A 22,802-nucleotide genomic window follows, 5' to 3' on the forward strand; every position below is an offset into this window, starting at 1 on the left:
TTGAACTGCGGTCGGGCGAACTGCGGTCGGGCGAAGCCCGAGGCCTTTTTATCGTTCGTGGAATATTGATGCGTATCTTAGCCGGGATTCTGTCCGCCGTTCTCTTCCTCGTCGTGGTGGCTGCCGGCGGCGCGGTGTTCGCGATCCACCATTACAGCCAGGGACTGCCTGAATACAGCCAGCTGGCCGATTACCAGCCGCCGACCGTGACCCGCGTCCATGCCGGCGACGGGCGCCTGCTGGCCGAGTTCGCGACCGAGCGGCGGGTCTTCATCCCGATCGAGGCGATGCCGAAGCGCGTGATCCGCGGCTTTATCTCCGCCGAGGACCAGAACTTCTACAGCCACCGGGGCGTGGATTTCGGCGCGATCCTGCGCGCCATCGTCGTCAACGTGGAGAATGTCGCGAGCGGCCGCCGGATGATCGGAGCCTCCGGCATCACCCAGCAGGTCGCCAAGAACTTCCTGCTGACCAACGAGGTGTCGTTCGAGCGCAAGATCAAGGAAGCGATCCTGGCCTTCCGCATGGAACAGGCCTTCACCAAGGACCGCATCCTCGAGCTGTACCTGAACGAGATCTTCCTCGGCAACCGCTCCTACGGCGTGGCCGCGGCCGCGCTGAACTATTTCAACAAGCCGCTGGACGAGCTGACGATCGCCGAGGCCGCCTACCTCGCCGCCCTGCCCAAGGCGCCGAACAACTACCATCCGGTCCGCCAGCACGACGCCGCCGTGGCGCGCCGAAACTGGGTGATCGGGCGGATGCAGGAGGACGGCGCCATCACTGCGGAGGAGGCGGCCCAGGCCAAGGCCGAGCCGCTGGAGGTCCGCCGGCGCGAGGAGACCGAATACGTCACCGCCGACTATTTCGCGGAAGAGGTCCGGCGCCAGCTGCTGGCCCGCTTCGGGGAGCAGCAGCTCTACGAGGGCGGCTATTCCGTGCGGACCACGGTCGACCCCAAGCTCCAGGACATCGCGACGCGCAGCCTGCGCGACGGACTGATCGCTTATGACCGCCGGCACGGCTGGCGCGGCGCGATCGGCAAGCTGGAGAGCTTCCAGAACTGGGCCAAGCAGCTGGCCGAGATGCCGGTCCCGGCCGGCGGCGAGATCTGGCAGATGGCCGCCGTGCTGGAGGTCGAGGCCGACGAGGCGCAGATCGGCCTGGCGGACGGCGGACGGGGCCGGATTCCGCTGTCCGAACTTAAATGGGCGCGCCGCTGGGTCGAAGGCGAACGGACCGGCCCCGAAGTCAGGCAGGCCGGCGACGCGCTGGCCCAGGGCGACATCGTCCTGGTCGAGCCGGTCGCCAAGGATGCGAAGGGCAAGGACCTGCCCGCCGGCACGTACGGGCTCCGGCAGATCCCGGCGGTACAGGGCGGGCTGGTCGCGATGGATCCGCATACCGGCCGCGTGCTCGCGATGAGCGGCGGCTTCAGCTCCCGGATCAGCGTGTTCAACCGTGCGACCCAGGCGCTGCGCCAGCCGGGCTCCTCGTTCAAGCCCTTCGTCTACATGGCGGCGCTGGACAACGGCTTCACGCCGTCGAGCCTGGTGATGGACGCGCCCTTCGCGATCCAGCCGGGTCCGGGGCAGGCGCTGTGGCGGCCGCAGAACTATTCCGAAGACTTCCTCGGGCCGACCACGCTGCGGGTCGGCATGGAGAAGTCCCGGAACGTCATGACCGTACGCCTCGCCAACAGCGTCGGGATGGACAAGGTCGCAGACTACGCCGAGCGGTTCGGCGTGGTCGACAAGCTTCCGCCCGTCCTGTCGATGTCGCTGGGCGCCGGCGAGACGACCGTGCTGAAGATGACCACCGCCTATTCCATGATCGTGAACGGCGGCAAGAAGGTGATCCCGGCCTTCATCGACCGTATCCAGGACCATACCGGCAAGGTGGTGTTCAAGCACGACATGCGGCCCTGCCCGAACTGCGGCGGCATCCAGTGGTCGCCCGACCTGGCGGTGCCCGACGTGCCCGACGCGCGGGAGAGCGTGATCGACCCGCGCACGGCCTACCAGATGGTCTCGATCCTCGAAGGCGTCGTCCAGCGCGGCACCGCCAGGATGATCTCGTCGATCGGCAAGCCGCTGGCCGGCAAGACCGGCACCACCAACGACGCGCTGGACGCCTGGTTCGTCGGCTTCTCGCCCGACCTGGCCGTCGGACTCTATATCGGCTTCGACCAGCCCCATCCGCTCGGCGGGAAGGAGACCGGCGGCTCGGTGTCGGCCCCGGTGTTCAAGGACTTCATGGCCGACGCCTTGAAAGGCGAACCGGCGACGCCGTTCCGCATGCCGCCGGGCATCCGGCTGGTCCGCGTCGACGCAGCCACCGGCCAGCTCGCCGAGCCCGGGCAGCGCAACGCGATCTGGGAGGCCTTCAAGCCGGGGACCGAACCCCGTCCGGGCGATTATGTCGTGCTGGACGGCAGCGAGATCGCGTCCGGCTCCGGTTCCGGCGGCGGCGCGTTCCTGCCGCCGGGCAGCGTCCCGCCGCCGGGCCGGACCCAGGGACAGGAGCAGGCGCCGTCCTCGACCGGGACGGGCGGGCTCTATTGACCCTTGGCGCGGAAGCTTCAAGGGTCTAAGTAAGCGTCACTGAACAGCGATCATGAACAATAGCGACGAGGAGGCCCGCCATGCGAGCCGAGATCGAAGCGGCTGCCGAGGCGATCAGGGAATCGCTGGCGCTGCTGAGGAGGCATCTTTGACTGGGAAAATGCAGTCAGGCGCCTGGACGAACTGAACGCCATCTCCGAGGACCCGAATCTCTGGAACGATGCCGACCGCGCGCAGAAGGTGATGCGCGAGCGGACCCAGCTCGACACCGCGGTCAACGGCTATCGTGCATTGGAGCGCGAGCTGAACGACAGCATCGAGCTGATCGAGATGGGCGAGGCGGAAGAGGACCAGACCGTCGTCACCGACGCGGAGAACACCCTGCTGGCGCTCAAGGACAAGGCCGCCAAGCTGGAGCTGGAGAGCCTGCTGTCCGGCGAGGCCGATGCGAACGACTGCTTCATGGAAGTCAATGCCGGCGCCGGCGGAACCGAAGCCCAGGATTGGGCCGAGATGCTCCTGCGCATGTATCTGCGCTGGGCGGAGCAGCACGGCTACAAGACCGAATGGCTGGAAGAGAGCGCCGGCGAAGAGGCGGGGATCAAGTCGGCGACGGTGCAGATCAAGGGCCACAACGCCTATGGCTGGCTGAAGACTGAGGCCGGCGTCCATCGCCTGGTCCGGATCAGCCCTTATGACAGCCAGGCGCGCCGGCATACCAGCTTCGCCAGCGTCGCCGTCAGTCCGGTGATCGACGACAAGATCGACGTCGAGATCCTGGACAAGGACCTGCGCATCGACACCTACCGGGCGTCGGGTGCCGGCGGCCAGCACATCAACAAGACCGACTCGGCGGTCCGCATCACGCACATCCCGACCAACATCGTCGTGCAATGCCAGCAGGAGCGGTCCCAGCACAAGAACCGCGCCAAGGCCTTCGACATGCTTCGGGCGCGCCTCTACGAGGCGGAACTGAAGAAGCGGGAGGACGCGGCCGCGGCCCTGGAAGCCACCAAGTCGGACATCGGCTGGGGGCACCAGATCCGCTCCTACGTGTTGCAGCCCTACCAGATGGTCAAGGACCTGCGGACCGGGGTGGAAACCAGCCAGAGCGGCGCCGTCCTGGACGGGGACATCGACGAGTTCCTCGCCGCGGCCCTGGCCCAGCGCATCAAGGGGCAGGGCGACAGCGAGGCGGCGGACTGAGGACAGGGCTATCGGAAGAGGTGTGTGGATGAAGGGTGCGGGATGGTGCGTCGGTGCTGCGATGCTGACGCTCTTGGCAGGCGGCCCGGCTTGGGCGGCCTGCCAGCCCGCCCCGACCGGCATGGTCGAGGGCATCCAGCGGGAGTTGGCGGTCAACGGGTTCGATCCCGGGGGGATCGACGGCCGGTTCGGGCCGCGCACCGCGGAGGCGATCCGGCAGTACGAGCGGGCGGCCGGGCTGCCGGTGACCGGCTGCGCCAGCCAGGAACTGCTTGACCATGTCAGCTTCCACCTGCCGAAGGTCTATTCGCGGAGCCGTCCCGATACCCCGACCCCCGAGGTCGAGGTCCAGGAGGGCCTGACCATGCGGGGCTTCTATGTCGGGGCCGTGGATGGCAGGATCGGTGAACGGACCCGCGCCGCTATCCGCCGGTACCAGCAGGAAGCGAACCTGCCGGTGGACGGGCAGGTGACGCCGGATCTGGCCCGGCGCCTCCGCGAGGATACGGCCACCCGGGCGCGCTGACCCGGAGGCCGGCGGCTTTGGATCGGGCCGGCGCTTCCCTGCGGGGGAGTGCCGGCCCGTTTCCGTTTCAGCAGGCGGTTTCGCGGGGAGTCTTCTCGACCTCGAGCCCGAACAGCGGACGCAATCTCGTCCCGACCACGTTTCCGGCCAGGGCGGCGACCAGCCAGACCCAGCCGTGCAGGCTGCCCGACGCGATGCCGCTGAAATAGGCGCCGATGTTGCAGCCATAGGCGAGGCGCGCACCGTATCCCAGCATCAACCCGCCGACGATTGCGCCGGCGAGGGACCGGAGGGGAACCCGCCAGACCGGGGCGAACCGCCCGGCAAGGCCGGCGGCCAGCAGCGCCCCCAGGATGATGCCGAAATTCATCACCGAGGTGACGTCTTGGAAAATGCTGTTCTCCAGCGACGCGGCGCGTTCCGGCGCGGAGAAATAGGGCCAGAAGGCCACGTCGAAGCCGAGCGCATCCAGCGGCTTCGCTCCCCACAGCACGAAGGCGGAGGTGATTCCCCAGGGGCGGCCGGCCAGGGCGAGCGTCGCGAAGTTCAGCACCGCCAGCGCCACGGCGCCCCAGACCAGCGGCCAGGATCCCTGGACGAAGCGCTGCCAGCCGTGATGGGCGGTCCGGTTGCCCGGGAGCAAGGCGCCGTGGCGCTTCCGTTCGAGGATCACGGTCGTTCCGGCGATCGCCGCGAAGACGGCGAGGTTCAGGGCCAGCGCCGGCAGGGCGCCCAGGCTGGCGACCAGCGAGACCGGGCCGATCGAGGGAAGCGCCGACCACCAGTGCAGATGGGCGGCGCCGACGACCGACCCGACGATGAAGAAGATCAGGGTGACGACCATGCGCGTGTTGCCGCCGCCCGCCGTGTAGAGCGTTCCCGAGGCGCATCCGCCGCCGAGCTGCATTCCGACGCCGAACAGGAAGGCGCCGAACAGCACCGAGACGCCGACGGGTGCCACCAGCCCGGTGACCGGCTGCCCGAAAAGCTCACCGGCCGCCAGGGCCGGGAAGAACAAGGCGCAGGCAAGTGCCAGCATGACCATCTGTGCCCGGATGCCGGCGCCGCGACGGTCCGAGATGAAGACCCGGAACGAGGAGGTGAAGCCGAACAGGGCGTGGTAAAGGGTCAGCCCCAGGGCTCCGCCGACAAGGTACAGGGCCGCCTGCCGGGACGACACGGCATCGGTCAGCCAGACCGCGCCTCCGAGGAGCAGCAGGGCGGCGACAGCCACCACGCGCGGGTCCATGGTCCGTTCCCGCGCCGGTATGCCGCTCGGCCTGCCGAGAGAAATGTCCGCCATCGCAATTCACGCTTTCTGAATGGTTTCTACCCATGTGGGTGGGATGATAGCGATGTGAATAGGGAATTAAATGCATATCTGTTGTGTGAAAAAGATGGGCATGCGTCCCGGATTGACCTTAGGGACCGCGGGGCGTAATGCTCGACCGCAGCGGCTGAGCAAAGGGGATTGGCGATGAGCACCGGCATCACGAGGCGCGACGTCCTGCGGCTTTCCGGAGCCTTGTCCACCTTCGCGGCGGGCTTGGCGATCGCCGGCCCGGCCGGCGCGTTCCAACTGCTGCCGGCCGAGGATTACGCCGGCGTGATCGAGGACAGCTGCGGTGCCGCCAACCGACTCCACCGCGCCATGGTGACGGAGGTCGAGCGGCAGCTCGGCGTGAGCCTCGACGATGCGCAGGCCCGCCGGATGATCGAGGCGATCCAGTGTCCCAACTGCGGGTGCTCGATCCTGAAGGGGTTCGCCGAAGCCGCTCCGGGCGACGCGCCGTTCTGAACGGATTCGTCCTGTCGAAATCGTATCTTTAGTGGCAATTTATCCCCATACAGGTTAATCCTGAATGGGGTAAACCGCCGCGTGGAGATACGATGAGCAGCGAGATACGCACCTTCAAGATCCGTGACGCCGCCATTCAGGAGGACGAACTGGCCCTGGCGGAATTCCTGCGCACCGTCGAAGTCAGCAGGATCGAAACGGCCTTCGCCGACGGGGCGTGGCACATCCTGGTGATGTACGAGGAACTGCGCAAGCGTGAGGAGACGGCGCAGATTCAGAGCGCCATCGTCGCGGCGCTCAATGGCTGGCGTGCTCAGACCGCGACCTCGCTCGACCTCGACCGGGAAGCGATCATGTCCTCGTCTGCGGTCCAGGAGATCGCCCGTTACGCGCCGACGACCGAAATCGAGCTGAGCGTCGTCGGCAGCGCGCTCGGCATCGACACCACCGTCCATGGCGCCGCGATCGTCCATGTGGTCCGCCAGACCCTGGAGGACCTGACCAGCTAGGCCGGCTGTCCGGACCGGCACTCCCGATTGGCCCCTGACGCCGTGCGGGCGGCGCGCTATCCTGTGTCCCCGGTTCGAAGACCGCCCATGTGGGCGGCGAGGAGGGACTATCATGCGCCTGCCGATATCGATGTTGTGCGTCAGCGCGATGCTGGCCGTGACTCCCGTCGCGGCCGAACCCGCCGTTCCGCCGCAGCGGGAGCCGAGCGGGACGGACCTCGCCATGGAGGGGCTGAACAAGCTGATGCTCGGGCTTCAGCAGCTGGTCGAGGAGCTGCCGCGCTACGACCTGCCGGAGATCACCGAGAACGGGGACATCATCATTCGCCGGATCGATCCGGGAAGGATTCCCGAGGCGCCCCGCATTCCCGGCGATCCCGCCGATCCAGACGGCGGCGTCGATCTCTAGGCTTTCCGAGGGCGGCTTGGCAGCAGGCTCGGCAGTACCAGGACGATGAACAGGCCGGTGACGACAAGGGCCAGCGCCAGCAGGTCGGCCCCGGCAAGGGGCTCGCCCAGGATCAGGGCACTGGAGAACACCCCTACGACCGGGATCGCCAGGGTTCCGATCGCCGCGATGTTGGCCGGGAAGAGCGACACGATTCGGAACCAGGCCCAGTGGCAATAGATCATCGGGATCAGCGCCGCATAGATCACTCCGAGGGCGCCCGGCGTCGTCAGGTCCAGCACCGACGAGGGGCGGCCGACCAGGAAGGCGGCCGCGATCACCGGCAGGCCGCCGATCGCGAGCTGCCACGCGGCGAGCTGGACCGTTTCCATGCGCCAGGGGATCGCCTTGAGCATCACCGTGCCCGCCGCCCAGGAGACCGCGGCGGCCAGCATCATGGCGGCTCCCCAGGGCGTTCCGCCGATCCGCCCGAATTCCGGGATCAGCAGGATCGCCAACGCCGCCAGCCCCAGCCCAAGGCCGACGACCCGAAGCACCGTCATCCGCTCGCGCAGGAAGATGACGCTCAGGATCGAGGCCCAAAGCGGCATGGTGAAGGCGATGATCGAGGCGCGCCCGGCCGCCATCAGCGTCAATCCGAACGCGGAGAAGACCTGCCAGCAGGTGACGTTGATGAAGGCCGTCAGGATCAGCGGGCCGAGATCGCTGCGCGGGATGCGCAGGCTGAGCCCCCGGGCACGAGCAAACAGCATCAGTCCGCCGGCCCCCGCGATGAAGCAGATCGCCCGGAAGGTCCAGGGATCCATGTCCAGGACGGCGAGCTTCATCGCCGGCCAGTTCGTTCCCCAGAACAGGGCGAGCGACGCCAGCAGGAAGAAACCCTGGCGGGGCAGCGGTTCGGATGCCGGGGCGGTCGTGGACAGGGCTGGCTGGGCCAAGGCGGTTCCTCAGGGTCCGGGATCGTTTTGGTTTGTTCCCCAACCTTAACCCTTCGCCGGGGGCAATGGCACCGGCTAATCAGCCGGACCGGTCGGGAGACTCGACCTTCAGCATGATGCCGTCGGTGCCGACCACCCTGACGGTGCTGCCGGCCGGCTGGTCCTCGCCGGTGACGGTCCATAGGGTGTCGCCGACGAAGGCGTGGCCCCTGCCGTTCACGATCGGCCTTTCAAGCACGACGAGCCGGCCGACCAGGGACGCGCCGCGCCGGTTCAGGGTCGGATCGGCGCTGGTCACGGGATGGCGGCGCTGGTACTGCCGGAACCCGACCGCCGACCCGATCGACAGGATGGCGAAGGCCAGGAATTGAACCTGCCACGGCAGGTCCGGCACCGCCATGAGTGTCAGCCCGACCACTGCCGCCGCGACTGCGAGCCAGATGAAGAAGGTGCCGGGCACGAAAGCCTCGACCGCCGCCAGGACGAGGGCGGTCACCAGCCAATACCAGGATTCGATTTCCATGCCGCCTCCGGCCGCTCAGGTGGACCAGGGCCCGGCGGGAGGCGGCGGCGCTGTCGGGGCCGGCGGCGGAGGCGGCGGATCCGCCCTGAAGCCCCCTTTAGCCAGCTCGGCGATGCCGCCGATCGTGCCGATCAGGCTGGAGGCTTCCAGCGGCATGAACAGGATCTTCTGGTTCGGCGCGGCGGCGATCCGGGTCAGCGCCTCGACATAGCTCTGGGCGACGAAATAGTTCAGCGCCTGGACATTGCCGCCGCCGATCGCGTCCGAGACCGCCCGCGTGGCGGTCGCCTCCGCCTCGGCCTCGCGTTCGCGCGCCTCGGCATCGCGGAAGGCGGCCTCGCGCCGGCCCTCCGCCTGGAGGATCGCCGCCTGCTTCTCGCCCTCGGCCCGCAGGATCGCCGCGGCGCGCTGCCCTTCGGCTTCCAGGATGGAGGCGCGGCGGTCGCGTTCCGCCTTCATCTGGCGGGCCATGCTGTCGACCAGGTCGCGCGGCGGCTGGATGTCGCGGATCTCGATCCGGGTGATCTTCAGGCCCCAGGGGGTGGTCGCCTCGTCCACCACGTGGAGAAGTTGGGTGTTGATCTTGTCCCGCTGGGACAGCAGCTCGTCCAGGTCCATCGAGCCCATGACGGTGCGGATGTTGGTCATGGTCAGGTTGAGCACGGCGGTCGGAAGGTTGTTGACCTCGTAAGACGCCTTCGCGGCGTCCAGCACCTGGAAGAACACCACGCCGTCGACCTTCACCATGGCGTTGTCGCGGGTGATGACCTCCTGCGACGGCACGTCCATCACGGTTTCCATCATGCTCTGCCTGGCGCCGACCCGGTCGATCACGGGGACGATCAGGTTCAGGCCCGGCGACAGGGTCCTGGTATAGCGGCCGAACCGCTCGACGGTGAACTCCTGCCCCTGGGGCACCGTCTTGACGCCCAGCACCACGGTGATGACCGCGAACGCGACGACCGCGATCACGAACAGCGAAAAGCCGTTCAGAACCAATTCCACTGCCGCTCTCCCCCTTGTCCCTCTGATCGGCAAAATGCCACAGACCAGGCCCGGGGTGTGAGCCTGTCGGCACCGGCCGGTGCGGCTATGTGCCCGGCTTGCCGCCGAGCAGCGCGCCCAGCGGGTGGAGAGGCTTGTGGGCGTCGCACAGGATCTTGAAGACGGCCAGGATGGGCACCGCCATCAGCGCGCCCGGGATTCCCCACAGCCATCCCCAGAACAGGATCGTCAGGAAGACCGCGATCGGGTTCAGCGTCAGCTTGCGGCCGACGATCATCGGCGTCACGAAATTGCCCTCGATCGTGGTCAGGACCAGGAAAGCCAGCGGCGGGGCGAGGATCTGGAGCGGGCCGTCGAAGGTCAGGGCGGAGACGACGCCGATGATGACGAGGCTGACCGCAGCCCCCAGGTACGGGATGAAGTTGAGCAGTGCCGCCATGACGCCCCACAGGCCGGGATTGGGCATTCCCAGCGCCGTCATGATGCCGGCTGTCGCCATCCCCAGCGCGGCATTGATCAGCGTGACGGTCGCCAGATAGGCCGCGATGTTCTTCTGGACCGTCCCCGCGATGGTCGCGTACTGGATGCGGTTCTCCAGGTTGGTCATGGAGCCCATGACCTGTTCGAGCATGCTGCGCCCGCCCGCCAGGAAAAAGAACAGCAGCACCAGCACGATGAAGGCCTGGGCCAGCACCACCTGGGTCTGGGTCAGCACCTGCTCGGCCAGGGTCGGCCCCCGGACGATCACGGCCTGCGCCTCGTCGTCGGCCGCGGCTGCCATCTGCTCGATCTGGTGGGAGGCCCGGCGGGCGCTTTCGATCGAGTCGCGCAGGTCGCCCAGCTTGAACTCCATCTCGCGCATGACGACCGGCGCCCGCTCGATCCAGGACGTCGCGGGCTCCGTCAGGCTGAAGGCGGCGCCGATCAGCCCGGCGAGCAGCAGGGCCACCAGGACGATGGCGCTCACCATCTCGGGGATGCGCAGGCGGCGTAGCGCCTTGACCAGCGGGCGCAGCAGCAGGCTGAGCAGCAGCGCCAGGAAGATCGGCAGCAGGAGGTCGCGCGCCAGGTACAGCGTATAGAGGACCGCGAGGCTGAACAGGCCGATCAGCGCCACCCGTTCGGCGGTGCTCCGGCTTCCCGAGCCCTGGGAATGGTTCGGCGTCGGTCCGGTGGCCCGGGGGCGGCCTTCCAGATGGGGGGCGGCGATGTTGCTGGTCATGCAGCGAACAACGCTTGGGGCCCCCAGTTGGTTCGCGCTACCCGCCCGAGGGGGGCGGGGGAGGCTCCCCGGTTCCCTTCGGAAGCCCGCGGTCCACCATATGGCGGTAAATGCGGAAGACCAGCGGCACCAGCGACACGATCAGGACGATGCGCACGATATGGTGGGTCGAGACGAAGGCGGCATCGACGCCGAGCGCCAGGGCCACCAGGCTCATTTCGGCCAATCCGCCCGGCGCGAAGGCCAGCACCAGCGCCGGCAGCGGTATTCCCGTCAGCCAGTGCAACACTACGGAGAACACCATCGTGACGGCCAGCAGCATCAGCGTCAGGCCGGAGGCGATCGCCAGCGTATGGGCGATCCGGCTGAGCCTGACGCCGGAGAACCGGCTGCCCAGCGCGGCGCCGACGACGATCTGCGCCGCGGCGACCAGGACGCCCGGCGGTTTGCCTGTGGTCAGGCCGGCCAGATGGATGGCGGCGCTCAGCAGCATCGGGCCGACCAGCATGTAGGCCGGCAGGCGCAGCCATTTGCCCAGGAGCGCGCCGACGGCGCAGGACGCCAGCAGCGCGAGATCGACCGGCGGGACCTCCGTCAGCCCCGGCCCGAGCGGTCCCCGGGCGGCGGGGCTGTATCCCTCGAAGAACTGGAACCACACCGGGACGACCATGACGACCAGCATGACCCGCGCGCTGTGGGCGACCGAGATGGTGCGGTCGTCCCCGCCCATCGCCCCGCCGACGATCACCATCTCGTTCAACCCGCCCGGCGTCGCGGTGAAGAACGAGGTGATCGGGTCGTAGCGGGCGACCCGCCGCAGGAACAGGATGCCCAGCGCCCCGCCGGTCAGGATGTAGAGCGCAAGGCCGGTCAAACTGAGCGCCCAGTCGCCCAGACGGCCCAGGATGTCGGGGTTGAAGGCGCTGCCCAGCATGATGCCCAGGATCATGATCATGGCGGAGCGCAGGCCGCCGGGCACATGGACCGGCAGGCCGCTCATGGCGGCCGCCGTGCAGAACACCATGGAGCCGATCATCCAGGCGAGCGGCAGGTGGAAGAAGGCGAACAAAGCGCCGCCCGCCGTCCCCAGCGCGAGGGTCAGCGCGAGTTGGCCGGGCTTGAGGCCGCGGATCGAGTTCCGCCACCGGTCGGCAGGAGAATGCGTCATCGGCCGGTCAGGAGACGATGCGGCCGAGCCGGACCGCCGTCTGTCCCCGGCGCAGCCGCCGGGACGGCATGATCAGGACGCAGTCGTCGTAGGGCGTGCGGATCTCCCTGTCGTCGTCATGCGCGATCAGGGTTCCGGCGCGTTCGATGACCTCCATCCCGACATAGTCCGCCTCGTACAGGAAGTCGCTCCCGGCCATGGTGACCGCTTCGGTGATCTCGATCACCTTCTGGGGCGGCGGCGGTGTCGGCGGAAGATGGGGGGCCGCGAACTCCGGCGTGACGGTCCCGGTCGCGAGCAGGAAACGGAGAGTCACCTCGATCGCCACCTTGGCCGACGACGCCGCCCAGTGCTGCCCGCATTCGGCCAGCAGCGCGGTCTTCCGGCCGGCGGGATCGACGAAGGGCGCGTAGTCGAGGAGACGCCGTCCGGCGGCATGCCCTGAATCCCTCACCACCCACTCCGGGACGCCGACCGCCTCGGCCAAGTCGCGCCCGCGGTCCGTGGCGCCGCACAGCACCAGGGGCGCGGTCGCGTTCTGCATGGAATGCAGGTCCAGCAACAGATCGACCGTGTCGTAGAGGGGACGCAAGGTCCGGGCACGCTCCAGTTCGACGGAACGGCGCGGCCCCTCCAGGACGTCCTCCGACCATACCCGGTTGAAATCCTCGTCGACGAAACGCGAATTGCCCGGCCGCTTCGGATCGAAGCACTGGTATGCCGTCGTGTTGGCGAAGCAGAGGGTCAGGGCTCCCCGGATCGGGCGTACGCCCTGGCGGAACAGGAAGTCCAGCGCGACCGGGCCGCAGAGTTCGTTGCCGTGGGTCAGCGCGTTCAACAGTACGTGCGGACCGCTCCTGCCGCTGTCCAGCGTCGTCACGAAATCGATGCCGGTATTGCCGGCCCGATAAGGCGTGATGTCCGGCGGCGTCAATTCGATCCGGTAGGCGGTCTGGGTCAACGTACTGGTTCCCTCGGGGCCATGGGCGGCGGAGTGCGGCGTAACGCTGCTGTCCCATTTCGGCCGGCCGGTCCACTATAGGATGCGCCGGGACTATGGACAAACCTGTACAGGAGCAAGCCCGTACGAAACAGGCATGCGGCGGAAACGCTCCAGCCTCCGGTATGGACCTAAACCTCGAATGTTTCCATCGACGGTACGCACGGCACGGGGTATATCGTCGGTGTAACAATTTCGAAACTCCAATCCGGAGCGGCTTCGTGCCGGGCGGAGGCCTGATGAGCTTTGTGATCGAAGATGTGCTGGTGCGTGACGATCCGGTCGGGAAGGTGGTCCCGCTCGTTCTCGACTCGCCCCACAGCGGCTCCGTCTATCCCCGGGATTTCAATTTCGTCTGTCCGCTGCCGGCCCTCCGGCAGGCGGAGGACACCTATGTGGACGAGCTGGTCTCGGCCGCGCCGGAGGCAGGGGCCACCCTGATCGCCGCGCTCTTCCCGCGCAGCTACATCGACGTCAACCGGGCCATCGACGACATCGAGCCGGAACTGCTCGACGGGCGTTGGCCGGAACCGCTCCACCCCAGCGACAAGAGCAACGCCGGCATGGGGCTGATCCGGCGCCTGTGCAAGCCCGGCATTCCCATGTATGACGGCCGACTCCCGGTCCCCCACGTCGCGGAACGGATCGACCGCTACTACCGCCCTTACCATGAGCAGGTCGCCGGCGCGATCGACCGGGCCTATGCCCGTTTCGGCACGGTCTATCACCTGAACTGCCACTCGATGCCGACCTTCGGCCGCGATCCGGCAAAGCGGGCCGATTTCGTCCTGGGGGACCGGGACGGCACCACCTGCGAACCGGATTTCACCCGCTACGTCGCCGCGTTCCTGACCAGCCTGGGTTACAGGGTCAGGATCAACGATCCCTACAAGGGGGTCGAACTGGTCCGGCGCTATTCCGATCCGAAGCGCGGCCTGCACAGCCTGCAGTTCGAAATCCACCGCGGCCTCTACATGAACGAGGAGACGCTGGAGAAGAACGAGGGCTTCGGCCGCCTGCAATCCCATCTGACCATGCTGATCCGGCATCTCGCAGCCTATGCCGGCGACGCGGTCAAGCTGGATGCCGCCGAGTAGGGCGTTTTTCTCGACCAATGCACCGTTGCGCGGCGACTGGCGGGCGGGTTAGACGGGGATCGTTTCGAGACGGCTCCGGATACCAGACCATGACTCCGCACCCATGATCCTGCCTCGCCGGCCCGGCCTTGCGGCCGTCCTGTCCTTGCTGACGGCACTTGCGCCGTCGGCGGCCGCGGCGCAGTTCTCGTCCGAAGACGAGGCGCCGCTTCCCACGGTTGAACTCGCCCGCGAGGGACCCTTCGAGGTGGTCTGCGTTGATAGCCGCAACCAGGAGATCACCAGCTTCGGGCCGCTGTTCCGGGTCCTGAGGGACAACGGGCGCGAGGTGCGCTGGCAGTACGAGATGGAGGACGGATTGACCTTCATCGGCCGCTTCGACGATCTGCTGACCTGCCGGTACGAGGACAAGAGGCGCCGGAAGCGCTGATGCTTCCGGCCGGCCGAAGGGTCAGGGAGCGAACTGCTCCTTCAGGATGCGCTCTTCCAGATTGTGTTCCGGGTCGAACAGCAGGGTCAGGGAGACGTCGCGGTCCTCGTGGACCTCGACGCGGACGACCTCGCGCACCTCGGTGAAGTCGCCGACCGCGCTGACCGGGCGCTTGGAGCATTCCAGCACGTCGAACACGATGCGCGCCGACTGGGGCAGCAGCGCGCCGCGCCAGCGGCGCGGGCGGAAGGCGCTGATCGGCGTCAGGGCCAGGATGCTCGATCCCAGGGGCAGGATCGGGCCGTGGGCGGACAGGTTGTACGCGGTGCTTCCGGCCGGCGTGGCGACGAGGCAGCCGTCGCAGATCAGTTCCGGCAGGCGGACGACGCCGTCCACGGTGATCCGGAGCTTCGCCGCCTGCCGCGTTTCGCGCAGCAAGGCCACCTCGTTGATGGCGAGGCCCTCGGTCCGTTCGCCATTCTCCCGGATCGCGACCATGCGCAAGGGATGGAGCGTCACCTTCTGCGCGCGGCCGACCCGGTCCACCAGGTTCTCCTCGCTGAACTCGTTCAGCAGGAACCCGACCGAGCCGCGGTTCATGCCGTAGACCGGAATCGGCCGCTTCAGCGTCCGGTGCAGCGTCTCCAGCAGGAAGCCGTCGCCGCCGAGCGCCACGACCGTGTCCGCATGGTCGAGCGGCGTGTTCCCGTAGCGATGCGCCAGCCGCACCTGTGCGTTGCGCGCCTCGTTCGTGTCGGCGGCGACGAACGCGATCGTCGGATGTCCCTCGGGCATGTCTCTGGGGTGCTCTTCCGTCGTCTCAGGATGGACAGGCCAGAGGCCCGGTGCCGGGGTCAACCGCCCGTCACGCTCATGTGTCGCGGCACGGGCGCCGCCTTGCTGCGGCGGTCGATGACGAAGTCGTGTCCCTTCGGCTTCCGCGAGATCGCCTCGCGGATGCGCTCCACCAGCAGCGCGTCGTCGTCACTCATGCGGACGGGCGCGCGCAGGTCGGCGGCATCCTCCTGGCCCAGGCACATGTAAAGGGTGCCGGTGCAGGTCAGGCGGACCCGGTTGCAGCTTTCGCAGAAATTATGGGTCAGCGGCGTGATGAAGCCGATGCGGCGCCCGGTCTCTCGCACCTCCACGTAGCGGGCGGGGCCGCCGGTGGTGTAGTCGATCTCGTTCAGGGTCCAGCGCTCGGCGATCCTGGAGCGGACCATCGAGAGCGGCAGGTACTGGTCCAGCCGGGCCTCGCCGCCGATGTCGCCCATCGGCATCACCTCGATGAAGGTCAGGTCGAAGCCTTCGTCGCCGCACCAAGCCACCAGCCGGTGGAACTCGTCGTCGTTGACACCCTTCAGGGCGACGCAGTTGATCTTGACGGCAAGCCCCGCCTCGCGGGCGGCCTTGAGGCCGGCCAGCACCTTGTCGAGCTTGCCCCAGCGGGTGATCGCCTCGAACTTGTGGGGATCGAGGGTGTCGATGCTGACATTGATCCGGCGGACGCCGGCCTCGTACAGCTCGGTCGCGTAGCGCTCCAGCTGGCTGCCGTTGGTAGTCAGCGTCAGCTCCTTCAGCGCGCCGGTGCCGAGATGCCGGCCGAGCGACCGGATCAGGTTCATGATGCCCTTGCGCACCAGCGGCTCGCCGCCGGTCAGGCGGAGCTTGGAGACGCCCAGCCCCACGAAGGCGCTGCAGATCCTGTCCAGCTCCTCCAGGGTAAGGACCTCCGCCTTCGGCAGGAAGGTCATGTCCTCCGCCATGCAGTAGACGCACCGGAAATCGCAGCGATCCGTGACCGAGACACGAAGATAGCTGACGGAACGGCCGAACGGGTCGATGATCGGAGACGGCAGGGGGGAGTCGTTGGCCGCTGACGGAAACAGTGTGCTGCTCATGGTATCCTTTTTCCTCTCCCCTGCGCCGCGGCTCATCTTGCGTGGATGGCAGCCGTCATTGGAAGATCATACTAGCAGGTTAGATCATGGATGCCTGCAATTTCACCCTTGGCGGTCCCGCGGTGCTGGCGCATGACCTATGCATGTGGCAAAGCGCTCTATACGGCCAGATGTAGCGATCCCGGGCGGCTCCGTAAACCGGGACCCGCCGGTCCAAGGCCGATTTCCGGAAGTTTATCCCTTCCGGCCGTCGCGGAAAGGGAGCGGCCAAGCGGGACCGGCCGTTAAGCCGGCCAGAGAGGACCGGCCGGAGAGCCGGCCAGACAGAAGGACAAAACGGATGAGAAAGTTCCTGATCGGCCTTGCGCTGGTTGCCGTCGTCCTGGTGGCGGTGGTGGTGGCCGTGCCGTTCCTCGTTCCGGTCGAACAGTACAAGGGACGCATAGAGGCCGAAGTCGCCCAGCGTACCGGCCGCGAGTTCCGGATCCAGGGGCCGATGTCGCTCTCCCTGTTGCCGACCCTGGCCATCGAACTTAACGACGTCTCGTTCGCCGGCCCGCCGGGCGCACGGACTCCGGAGATGGTCCGCCTCGGCCAGCTCGAACTTGAACTCAAGCCGTGGCCTCTGCTGCGGGGGGAAGTCCAGGTCGACACGCTGGTCCTGCGGGAGCCGAGGATCGCCCTGGAAGTCGATGCCCAGGGCCGCCCCAACTGGGTCCTCGACCAATCCCCGGCGGCGGACCAGCCGGCGCCGGCCGGGCCGGGCGACGGGCAGGAGCAGACCGCCGGAGTGCCCGACATCCGGCTCGGCGAGGTCGAGCTGGTGGACGGCAGGGTCAGCTACTTCGATGCCCGTACCCAGGCGCTGCACGAGGTCACCGACGTGGACGTGACCCTGATGGCGCCCGATCTCGCCCGGCCGGCCGACCTCAAGGGCCGCCTGGTCTATCGCGAGCGGCCCGTGACGGTCGAGACGCGCATCGAACAGCCCCGGGCCTTGATCGAGACCGGTGCCTCCGGGCTGACCGCGGCGGTCAACGGCGATCTGCTGTCGATCCGGTTCGACGGCGCGCTGGAGCGGGCCGCGGCGGGACCGGGAGCCACCGGGACGCTGGATCTCCGTGCGCCGGAACTGCGCCAGCTCGCGACCTGGGTGACCGGAACCGATCCGGGCGACCTGCCTGTCCAGTCGGCTTCGGTGGCCGGCGGGCTGGCGGCGAACGCCGACCGCATCGCCCTGACCGGCGGCACCTACAAGGCGGGTGACATGGAGGCGACCGGCAACGTCGCGGTCGCGCTCGCCGGAGCGCGTCCGAAGATCGAAGGCGTGCTGAACGTGGCCCGGCTCAACCTGGACCGTTATCTGAACCAGCCAAGGACCGCCGGGAGCGCGGCGCCCGCGCAGCCAACTCCGGCGGCACCGGCTGCGGCACCGGGTCCAGCGCCCTCTCCCGCCGGGGACGCGGGGTGGAGCACCCGTCCGATCGACTTCAGCGCCCTTCGTACGGTGGATGCCGACCTCAAGGTCGCCCTGGCCGGGCTGACCGTGAAGGGGGTCGATGTCGGCGCTTCCGACATGGCGATGACGCTGGATGGCGGCCGGCTCCGGACCGTGCTGGGCGAGACCGCCCTGTTCGACGGAACGGTATCCGGGCAGGTGAACGCCGACGCGTCCGCCGCGGTGCCGGCCCTGGCGCTCGATCTCCGGATCAACGGCGTCCAGGCGGAGCCGGTGCTGACCCGGTTCGCCGATTTCAACCGGCTGGCCGGAACGGCGCGGGCTGTCGCCTCGCTGAGGACGACCGGCGCCAGCGAGCGGGCCATGGTCGAGGGGCTCAACGGGCAGGGCTCGGTCACCTTCACCGACGGCGCGATCAAGGGCATCAACCTGGCAGCCATGGTGCGGAACGCGGCGGCCGCCTTCCAGGGGCAGCCGGTCGGCAACGAGCCGCAGCAGACCGACTTCGCGGAGCTGGGCGGCAACTTCACCATCCAGAACGGCGTGGTCCGGAACGACGACCTGCGCCTGCTGGCGCCGCTCCTCCGGCTGGAAGGCCGCGGCACCGTGGCGCTGCCGTCCAAGACGATCGACTATCGGCTGCAGCCCCGGCTTGTCAGCACGATCGAGGGGCAGGGCGGCACCCGCGACGTCACCGGCATCGCGGTGCCGGTCCTGGTCCGCGGCAGCCTGACCGACCCGAGCTTCGCGCCCGATCTCGCCGGTCTCGCCGAGGAGGCGCTGCGCAATCCCGAGGCGATCCGCGAGCAGATCGAGGGGCTGAAGGGCAAGAAGCCGGAGGAAGCGGTCAGGGGCCTGATCGAGGGGTTGACCGGCGGCCAGAACGCCGCTCCCGGCCAGGGATCGAGCGATCCGGCACAGCAGTTGCGGGGGCTGTTCGGCCGCTGACCTGCTGGACGCGGCGCCCGAATCGATATGTGAGGACGAATGATTGCCGCCTTGATGGGCCTGCTGGCCTGCCAGCTGGCGGGTGAGCTGCTGGCCCGCCTGCTCAGCCTTCCGGTGCCCGGTCCGGTGCTCGGGACGATTCTGCTGTTCCTGGTCCTGATCACCCGGGGGCGGATTCCGGACACGCTGCGCGACGTGTCGCGGACCCTGCTGGCCAACCTGTCCCTGCTGTTCGTTCCGGCCGGGGTCGGCATCATCCAGCATCTCGACCGCCTGCGCGGCGAGTGGCTCGGGATCGCCGCCGCGGTGTTCGGCAGCACCGTGCTGACCATGGTGGTCGCGGTGCTGGTCTTCCGCGGCGTCTCGCGCCTGACCGGGGCCGACACGGAGGCATCGGACCGGGGGCGGGCATGATCACGGACGTCATCGAACCGGCGATCCAGGATGTCTGGGTCTATCTGACCGCCCGTCCGCTGGTCTGGCTGACGGTCACGATCGCCGCATACCTGATCGGCCAGTGGTGTTTCGAACGGGCCGGCCGCCGTCCGCTGGTCAATCCCGTCGCGATCGCGGTGGTCCTGCTGGTGGCGTTGCTGATGCTGACCGGAACGGACTACCAGACCTACTTCGACGGGGCCCAGTTCGTCCATTTCCTGCTGGGGCCGGCCACGGTGGCCCTCGCCGTGCCGCTGTTCCAGAACTTCGCCCAGGTCCGGCGCGCGGCCCTGCCGATGCTGGCGGCGCTGGTTGCGGGGTCGGTCACGGCGATCCTGTCGGCGGTGGGCATCGCGATGCTGTTCGGCGTCAGCCTGGAAACCTCGCGCTCGCTTGCTTCCAAGTCGGTCACAATGCCGATCGCCATGGGCATCACCGAGCAGATCGGCGGCATCCCGTCGCTGACCGCGGTCGTCGTGATGATCACCGGCATCATCGGGGCGATGGTCGTGACGCCCCTGATGGACCTGCTCCGGATCGGCGACTGGCGGGCGCGCGGCTTCGCCGTGGGTGTGGCGAGCCACGGGATCGGTACGGCCCGGGCGTTCCAGGTCAACGAGATCGCAGGCACCTTCGCCGGCATCGCCATGGCGCTCAACGGCATCGCGACCGCGATCATGGTTCCGCTGCTGATCTCCCTGCTCGATTGAGCCATTTTTGTGCTGCGTGCTCCCCGGCTTTGCCCCCAAACTGGGCTTGGCGAAAAGAAGTCGGCTGAGGCCGTCCGGTAGAGGGAGGAACGCGTGGACACTCCGCAGGCCCGTAATTCGGCGCCCCCCGTGGCGCCGCTGGTCGTCGTCCTGGAGGGCGGTTTCGGCAGCTACGACAGGGAACGTGACGTCCTGCGGCCGTTCGGCGCCAGCCTCATGGAGCGGTCCTGCCGCGGCGATCGGGAGCTCCTGCACGGCGCGATTCGCCTGGCCGACGCGGTGCTGGTGCGCGAATGTCCGCTCGACCGTGCCGCCTTCGAGTCGATGGAAAGATGCCGGATCGTCGTCCGCTATGGCGTGGCGCTCGATACGATCGACCTGGCTGCCGCGGCAGAGCGTCGCATTCCGGTCGCCAACGTGCCCGAGTTCGGGGTGGACGAGGTCAGCGACCATGCGCTCGGCCTGCTGCTTTCGGTGGCGCGGCGCATTCCGGCGCGCGATCGGGACGTGCGGTCCGGCCGGTGGAACGTGGCGCGGGCCGAGCCGATGCACCGGCTCGCCGGCGGCACGCTTGGGTTGATCGGCTACGGCAGGATCGGGGCGGCCTTCCATCGCAAGGCCGCTCCCCTGGGGTTCGCCCGGACGCTGGTCCACGATCCGGCCCTGGGGGAGGCGCCGGAGGGTACCGAACTGGTCCCGCTCGGCCGGCTCTGCCTGGAAGCCGACGTGATCTCGCTGCATGCGAGCCTTGAAGCGGGGTCGCGCCACCTGATCAACCGGGCCATGATCGGCCTGATGAAGCCCACCGCGATCCTGCTCAACACTGCCCGCGGCGGGCTGATCGACGAGGCGGCCCTGGTCGAGGCGCTGTTGGAGCGCCGGCTGTTCGGGGCCGGGCTGGACGTTTTCGAACGGGAGCCGCCGGGAGCCGACAACCTGCTGATGCAGGTGCCGGGGGTCGTCATGACCGACCATACCGCTTGGTATTCCGAGCAATCGGTCGCCGACCTCCAGCGTTCCGCCGCCGAGGAGATCGCCCGGGTGTTCGGCGGCGCGAAGCCCCTGAACTGGGTCAATCCCTGGCGGGACGACGCCTGACGCCGCCGGTCCGGCCGCCACGCAACCGGGTTGCGCGTTGTCCTGCGCTGGGCGACCATCGCGCCGGTTTCGTCCACGGGGAGCGGTCATGGCGGACTTACGGGGCGATGGGGCGTCGAGCGACCTGGAAGTCGTCGATCACCTGATGAACGCGATGATGGCCCAGGCCACGGGAGGCGTGTCGCCCGCCGCGGTGATGCTGGCCTGGATGGACTGGGGGCTTCATCTGGCCTCCTCCCCGGCCAAGCAGATCGCCCTCGGGCAGAAGGCGGTCAGCAGCATCGCCCACTGGGGCGACTATGTCGCTGGCGCCGCCGCTGGTCGCAGCCCGCCGCCCGTCGCCGAACCCCACGGGGGCGACCGTCGTTTTGCCGCCCGGGAGTGGAGCTTCTGGCCGTTCAACGCCATGGTGCAGGGCTTCCTGCTGACCGAGGAGTGGTGGGACGCCGCCACGAAGGGCGTCTCGGGGGTCAGCCGGCGCCACGAGAACCAGGTGAACTTCATGGCGCGCCAGTGGCTGGACCGGCGCGCCCCCTCGAACTTCCTGGCGACCAACCCCGAGGTGCTGGCCTGCACACTGCTCGAATCGGGTGAAAACCTCGTCCGGGGAGCCCGCAACCTGGTCGAGGACATCCAGCACCAGATCGGCGGCGAACCGCCGGTCGGCACGGAGCGCTACCGCGTCGGGCGCGATATCGCGGCGACGCCCGGCCGGGTGGTCTTCCGCAACCACCTGATCGAGCTGATCCGGTACGATCCGGCCACGCCGCAGGTCCGGGCCGAGCCGTTGCTGATCGTGCCGGCCTGGATCATGAAGTACTACATCCTCGACCTGTCGCCCGAGAATTCGCTGGTCCGGTACCTGGTCGGGCAGGGACATACCGTCTTCATGGTGTCCTGGCGCAATCCGACGGAGGAGGACCGGGATCTCGGGATGGACGCGTACCGCACCGACGGAGTCATGGCCGCGCTTGACGCGATCGGCACCATCCTGCCGGGACGGCGCATCCATGCCTGCGGCTACTGCCTGGGCGGCACCATGCTCGCGATCGCCGCCTCGGCCATGGCGCGCGACGGCGACGACCGGCTCGCGTCGGTGACCCTGCTCGCCGCGCAGACCGACTTCACGGAGGCCGGCGAGCTGACCGTCTTCATCGACGACAGCCAGATAGCCTACCTTGAGCACATGATGTGGGCCCGGGGCTTCCTGGACACCACGCGGATGGCGGGGGCGTTCCAGCTCCTGCGGTCCACCGACCTGATCTGGTCGCGCCAGGTGGAACAGTATCTCAAGGGCCGCCGGGAGCCGGCGAACGACCTGGTGGCGTGGAACGCCGACCAGACCCGCATGCCCTACCGCATGCATGCGGAGTACCTGCGCAGCCTGTTCCTGGAGAACCAGCTGATGGGCGGCCGTTTCCTGGTCGACGGCCGGCCGGTCTCGCTCAGCGATATCCGCGCCCCGATCTTCGCGGTCGGCACCACGCGCGACCACATCGCTCCCTGGCGGTCGGTCTACAAGATCAACCTGCCGACGGACACCAAGGTGACCTTCGTGCTGACCACCGGGGGCCATAATGCCGGCATCGTCAGCGAGCCGGGCCATCGCGGCCGCGGCTACCAGATCGCCACCCGGCATCCGGAGGACCGTTACGTCGATCCCGACGCCTGGGTCGAATCGGCGCCCCGCCGGGAAGGGTCCTGGTGGCCCGCCTGGTCCGGATGGCTGGTGGAGCACGGCGCCCCCGATCCGGAACCACCGCCCCCCGTCACCGAGGGGCTGGGGCCCGCGCCCGGAACCTACGTCTTCCAGAAGTGAGCCCGGGGGCACGTCGAACCGGCAAGGCGCGGCTCGG

General features: G+C 68.4%; 22 protein-coding genes. 13 read left to right on the plus strand and 9 right to left on the minus strand.

The window, feature by feature from the left end:
* Nucleotides 1-68: 68 nt before the first annotated feature.
* The 3 genes from JL100_RS07660 to JL100_RS07670 all read left to right on the plus strand — a co-directional run bounded on the left by JL100_RS07660 (nucleotide 69) and on the right by JL100_RS07670 (nucleotide 4,296).
* Complete coding sequence (locus JL100_RS07660) at nucleotides 69-2,564, plus strand: penicillin-binding protein 1A (RefSeq protein WP_202680123.1); 2,496 nt, start codon at nucleotides 69-71, stop codon at nucleotides 2,562-2,564.
* An 80-nt stretch (nucleotides 2,565-2,644) separates the two neighbouring features.
* Nucleotides 2,645-3,770, plus strand: a protein-coding gene (gene prfB / locus JL100_RS07665; RefSeq protein WP_202680124.1) for a peptide chain release factor 2 whose coding sequence is annotated in 2 segments (ribosomal slippage) — nucleotides 2,645-2,713 and nucleotides 2,715-3,770 — 1,125 coding nt in all. Because the reading frame shifts where the segments join, the coding sequence is not laid out codon by codon here.
* A gap of 28 nt (nucleotides 3,771-3,798) precedes the next feature.
* Complete coding sequence (locus JL100_RS07670; protein WP_228421126.1) at nucleotides 3,799-4,296, plus strand: peptidoglycan-binding domain-containing protein; 498 nt, start codon at nucleotides 3,799-3,801, stop codon at nucleotides 4,294-4,296.
* Between the two features lie 67 nt (nucleotides 4,297-4,363).
* Here JL100_RS07670 and JL100_RS07675 read toward each other — a convergent pair whose 3' ends face one another.
* Nucleotides 4,364-5,599: a YeeE/YedE family protein gene (locus JL100_RS07675; RefSeq protein ID WP_202680125.1), complete on the minus strand. Its 1,236-nt coding sequence runs from the start codon at nucleotides 5,597-5,599 to the stop codon at nucleotides 4,364-4,366.
* A gap of 174 nt (nucleotides 5,600-5,773) precedes the next feature.
* Here JL100_RS07675 and JL100_RS07680 point away from each other — a divergent pair, with 174 nt between their 5' ends.
* The 3 genes from JL100_RS07680 (at nucleotide 5,774) to JL100_RS07690 (ending at nucleotide 7,012) form a co-directional block, all read left to right on the plus strand.
* Complete coding sequence (locus JL100_RS07680) at nucleotides 5,774-6,094, plus strand: hypothetical protein (protein ID WP_202680126.1); 321 nt, start codon at nucleotides 5,774-5,776, stop codon at nucleotides 6,092-6,094.
* A gap of 92 nt (nucleotides 6,095-6,186) precedes the next feature.
* The gene (locus JL100_RS07685; protein WP_202680127.1) at nucleotides 6,187-6,603 is read left to right on the plus strand and encodes an HRDC domain-containing protein; all 417 of its coding nucleotides are present in this window, start codon (nucleotides 6,187-6,189) and stop codon (nucleotides 6,601-6,603) included.
* Between the two features lie 112 nt (nucleotides 6,604-6,715).
* Entirely contained in the window at nucleotides 6,716-7,012 is a 297-nt protein-coding gene (locus tag JL100_RS07690) for a hypothetical protein (RefSeq protein WP_202680128.1), read from the plus strand.
* Here the strand turns inward: JL100_RS07690 and JL100_RS07695 are convergent.
* From JL100_RS07695 to JL100_RS07720, 6 genes are all read right to left on the minus strand, one after another.
* Nucleotides 7,009-7,950 carry a DMT family transporter gene (locus JL100_RS07695; RefSeq protein WP_202680129.1) on the minus strand — a complete coding sequence of 314 codons (942 nt, stop codon included), beginning with the start codon at nucleotides 7,948-7,950 and terminating at the stop codon, nucleotides 7,009-7,011. The genes JL100_RS07690 and JL100_RS07695 overlap by 4 nt on opposite strands.
* A 79-nt stretch (nucleotides 7,951-8,029) precedes the next feature.
* Nucleotides 8,030-8,473 carry an NfeD family protein gene (locus tag JL100_RS07700; protein WP_202680130.1) on the minus strand — a complete coding sequence of 148 codons (444 nt, stop codon included), beginning with the start codon at nucleotides 8,471-8,473 and terminating at the stop codon, nucleotides 8,030-8,032.
* A 15-nt stretch (nucleotides 8,474-8,488) separates the two neighbouring features.
* Entirely contained in the window at nucleotides 8,489-9,478 is a 990-nt protein-coding gene (locus JL100_RS07705) for an SPFH domain-containing protein (RefSeq protein WP_202680131.1), read from the minus strand.
* Between the two features lie 85 nt (nucleotides 9,479-9,563).
* The gene (locus JL100_RS07710) at nucleotides 9,564-10,700 is read right to left on the minus strand and encodes an AI-2E family transporter (protein ID WP_211113047.1); all 1,137 of its coding nucleotides are present in this window, start codon (nucleotides 10,698-10,700) and stop codon (nucleotides 9,564-9,566) included.
* A gap of 37 nt (nucleotides 10,701-10,737) precedes the next feature.
* Nucleotides 10,738-11,868, minus strand: coding sequence for an AbrB family transcriptional regulator (locus JL100_RS07715; RefSeq protein ID WP_202680132.1), 1,131 nt, complete (start codon nucleotides 11,866-11,868; stop codon nucleotides 10,738-10,740).
* A gap of 7 nt (nucleotides 11,869-11,875) precedes the next feature.
* Complete coding sequence (locus tag JL100_RS07720; RefSeq protein ID WP_202680133.1) at nucleotides 11,876-12,829, minus strand: M14 family metallopeptidase; 954 nt, start codon at nucleotides 12,827-12,829, stop codon at nucleotides 11,876-11,878.
* 278 nt (nucleotides 12,830-13,107) lie between these two features.
* Between JL100_RS07720 and JL100_RS07725 the strand changes: the two genes are divergently transcribed.
* Together JL100_RS07725 and JL100_RS07730 are read left to right on the plus strand one after the other, a co-directional pair.
* Nucleotides 13,108-13,965, plus strand: a complete 858-nt coding sequence (locus JL100_RS07725; RefSeq protein WP_202680134.1) for an N-formylglutamate amidohydrolase — start codon at nucleotides 13,108-13,110, stop codon at nucleotides 13,963-13,965.
* Between the two features lie 103 nt (nucleotides 13,966-14,068).
* On the plus strand, nucleotides 14,069-14,395 hold the full coding sequence (locus JL100_RS07730; RefSeq protein ID WP_202680135.1) for a hypothetical protein: 327 nt from the start codon (nucleotides 14,069-14,071) through the stop codon (nucleotides 14,393-14,395).
* A 21-nt stretch (nucleotides 14,396-14,416) separates the two neighbouring features.
* Here JL100_RS07730 and JL100_RS07735 read toward each other — a convergent pair whose 3' ends face one another.
* A complete protein-coding gene (locus JL100_RS07735; RefSeq protein WP_202680136.1) occupies nucleotides 14,417-15,190 on the minus strand; it encodes an NAD kinase in 774 nt (257 codons plus the stop codon).
* A gap of 59 nt (nucleotides 15,191-15,249) precedes the next feature.
* On the minus strand, nucleotides 15,250-16,296 hold the full coding sequence (moaA, locus tag JL100_RS07740; RefSeq protein WP_202680137.1) for a GTP 3',8-cyclase MoaA: 1,047 nt from the start codon (nucleotides 16,294-16,296) through the stop codon (nucleotides 15,250-15,252).
* 340 nt (nucleotides 16,297-16,636) lie between these two features.
* Here moaA and JL100_RS07745 point away from each other — a divergent pair, with 340 nt between their 5' ends.
* The 5 genes from JL100_RS07745 to JL100_RS07765 all read left to right on the plus strand — a co-directional run bounded on the left by JL100_RS07745 (nucleotide 16,637) and on the right by JL100_RS07765 (nucleotide 22,765).
* The gene (locus JL100_RS07745) at nucleotides 16,637-18,703 is read left to right on the plus strand and encodes an AsmA family protein (protein ID WP_202680138.1); all 2,067 of its coding nucleotides are present in this window, start codon (nucleotides 16,637-16,639) and stop codon (nucleotides 18,701-18,703) included.
* A 39-nt stretch (nucleotides 18,704-18,742) separates the two neighbouring features.
* Entirely contained in the window at nucleotides 18,743-19,117 is a 375-nt protein-coding gene (locus tag JL100_RS07750) for a CidA/LrgA family protein (RefSeq protein WP_202680139.1), read from the plus strand.
* Nucleotides 19,114-19,848 carry an LrgB family protein gene (locus tag JL100_RS07755; protein WP_202680140.1) on the plus strand — a complete coding sequence of 245 codons (735 nt, stop codon included), beginning with the start codon at nucleotides 19,114-19,116 and terminating at the stop codon, nucleotides 19,846-19,848. Before JL100_RS07750 ends, JL100_RS07755 begins: the two co-directional genes overlap by 4 nt.
* Before the next feature lie 93 nt (nucleotides 19,849-19,941).
* Nucleotides 19,942-20,946, plus strand: a complete 1,005-nt coding sequence (locus JL100_RS07760) for a C-terminal binding protein (RefSeq protein WP_228421127.1) — start codon at nucleotides 19,942-19,944, stop codon at nucleotides 20,944-20,946.
* Between the two features lie 88 nt (nucleotides 20,947-21,034).
* On the plus strand, nucleotides 21,035-22,765 hold the full coding sequence (locus tag JL100_RS07765) for a PHA/PHB synthase family protein (protein WP_202680141.1): 1,731 nt from the start codon (nucleotides 21,035-21,037) through the stop codon (nucleotides 22,763-22,765).
* Nucleotides 22,766-22,802 lie beyond the last annotated feature (37 nt).

The sequence above is a fragment of the Skermanella mucosa genome, from assembly GCF_016765655.2.
Lineage (GTDB): Bacteria > Pseudomonadota > Alphaproteobacteria > Azospirillales > Azospirillaceae > Skermanella > Skermanella mucosa.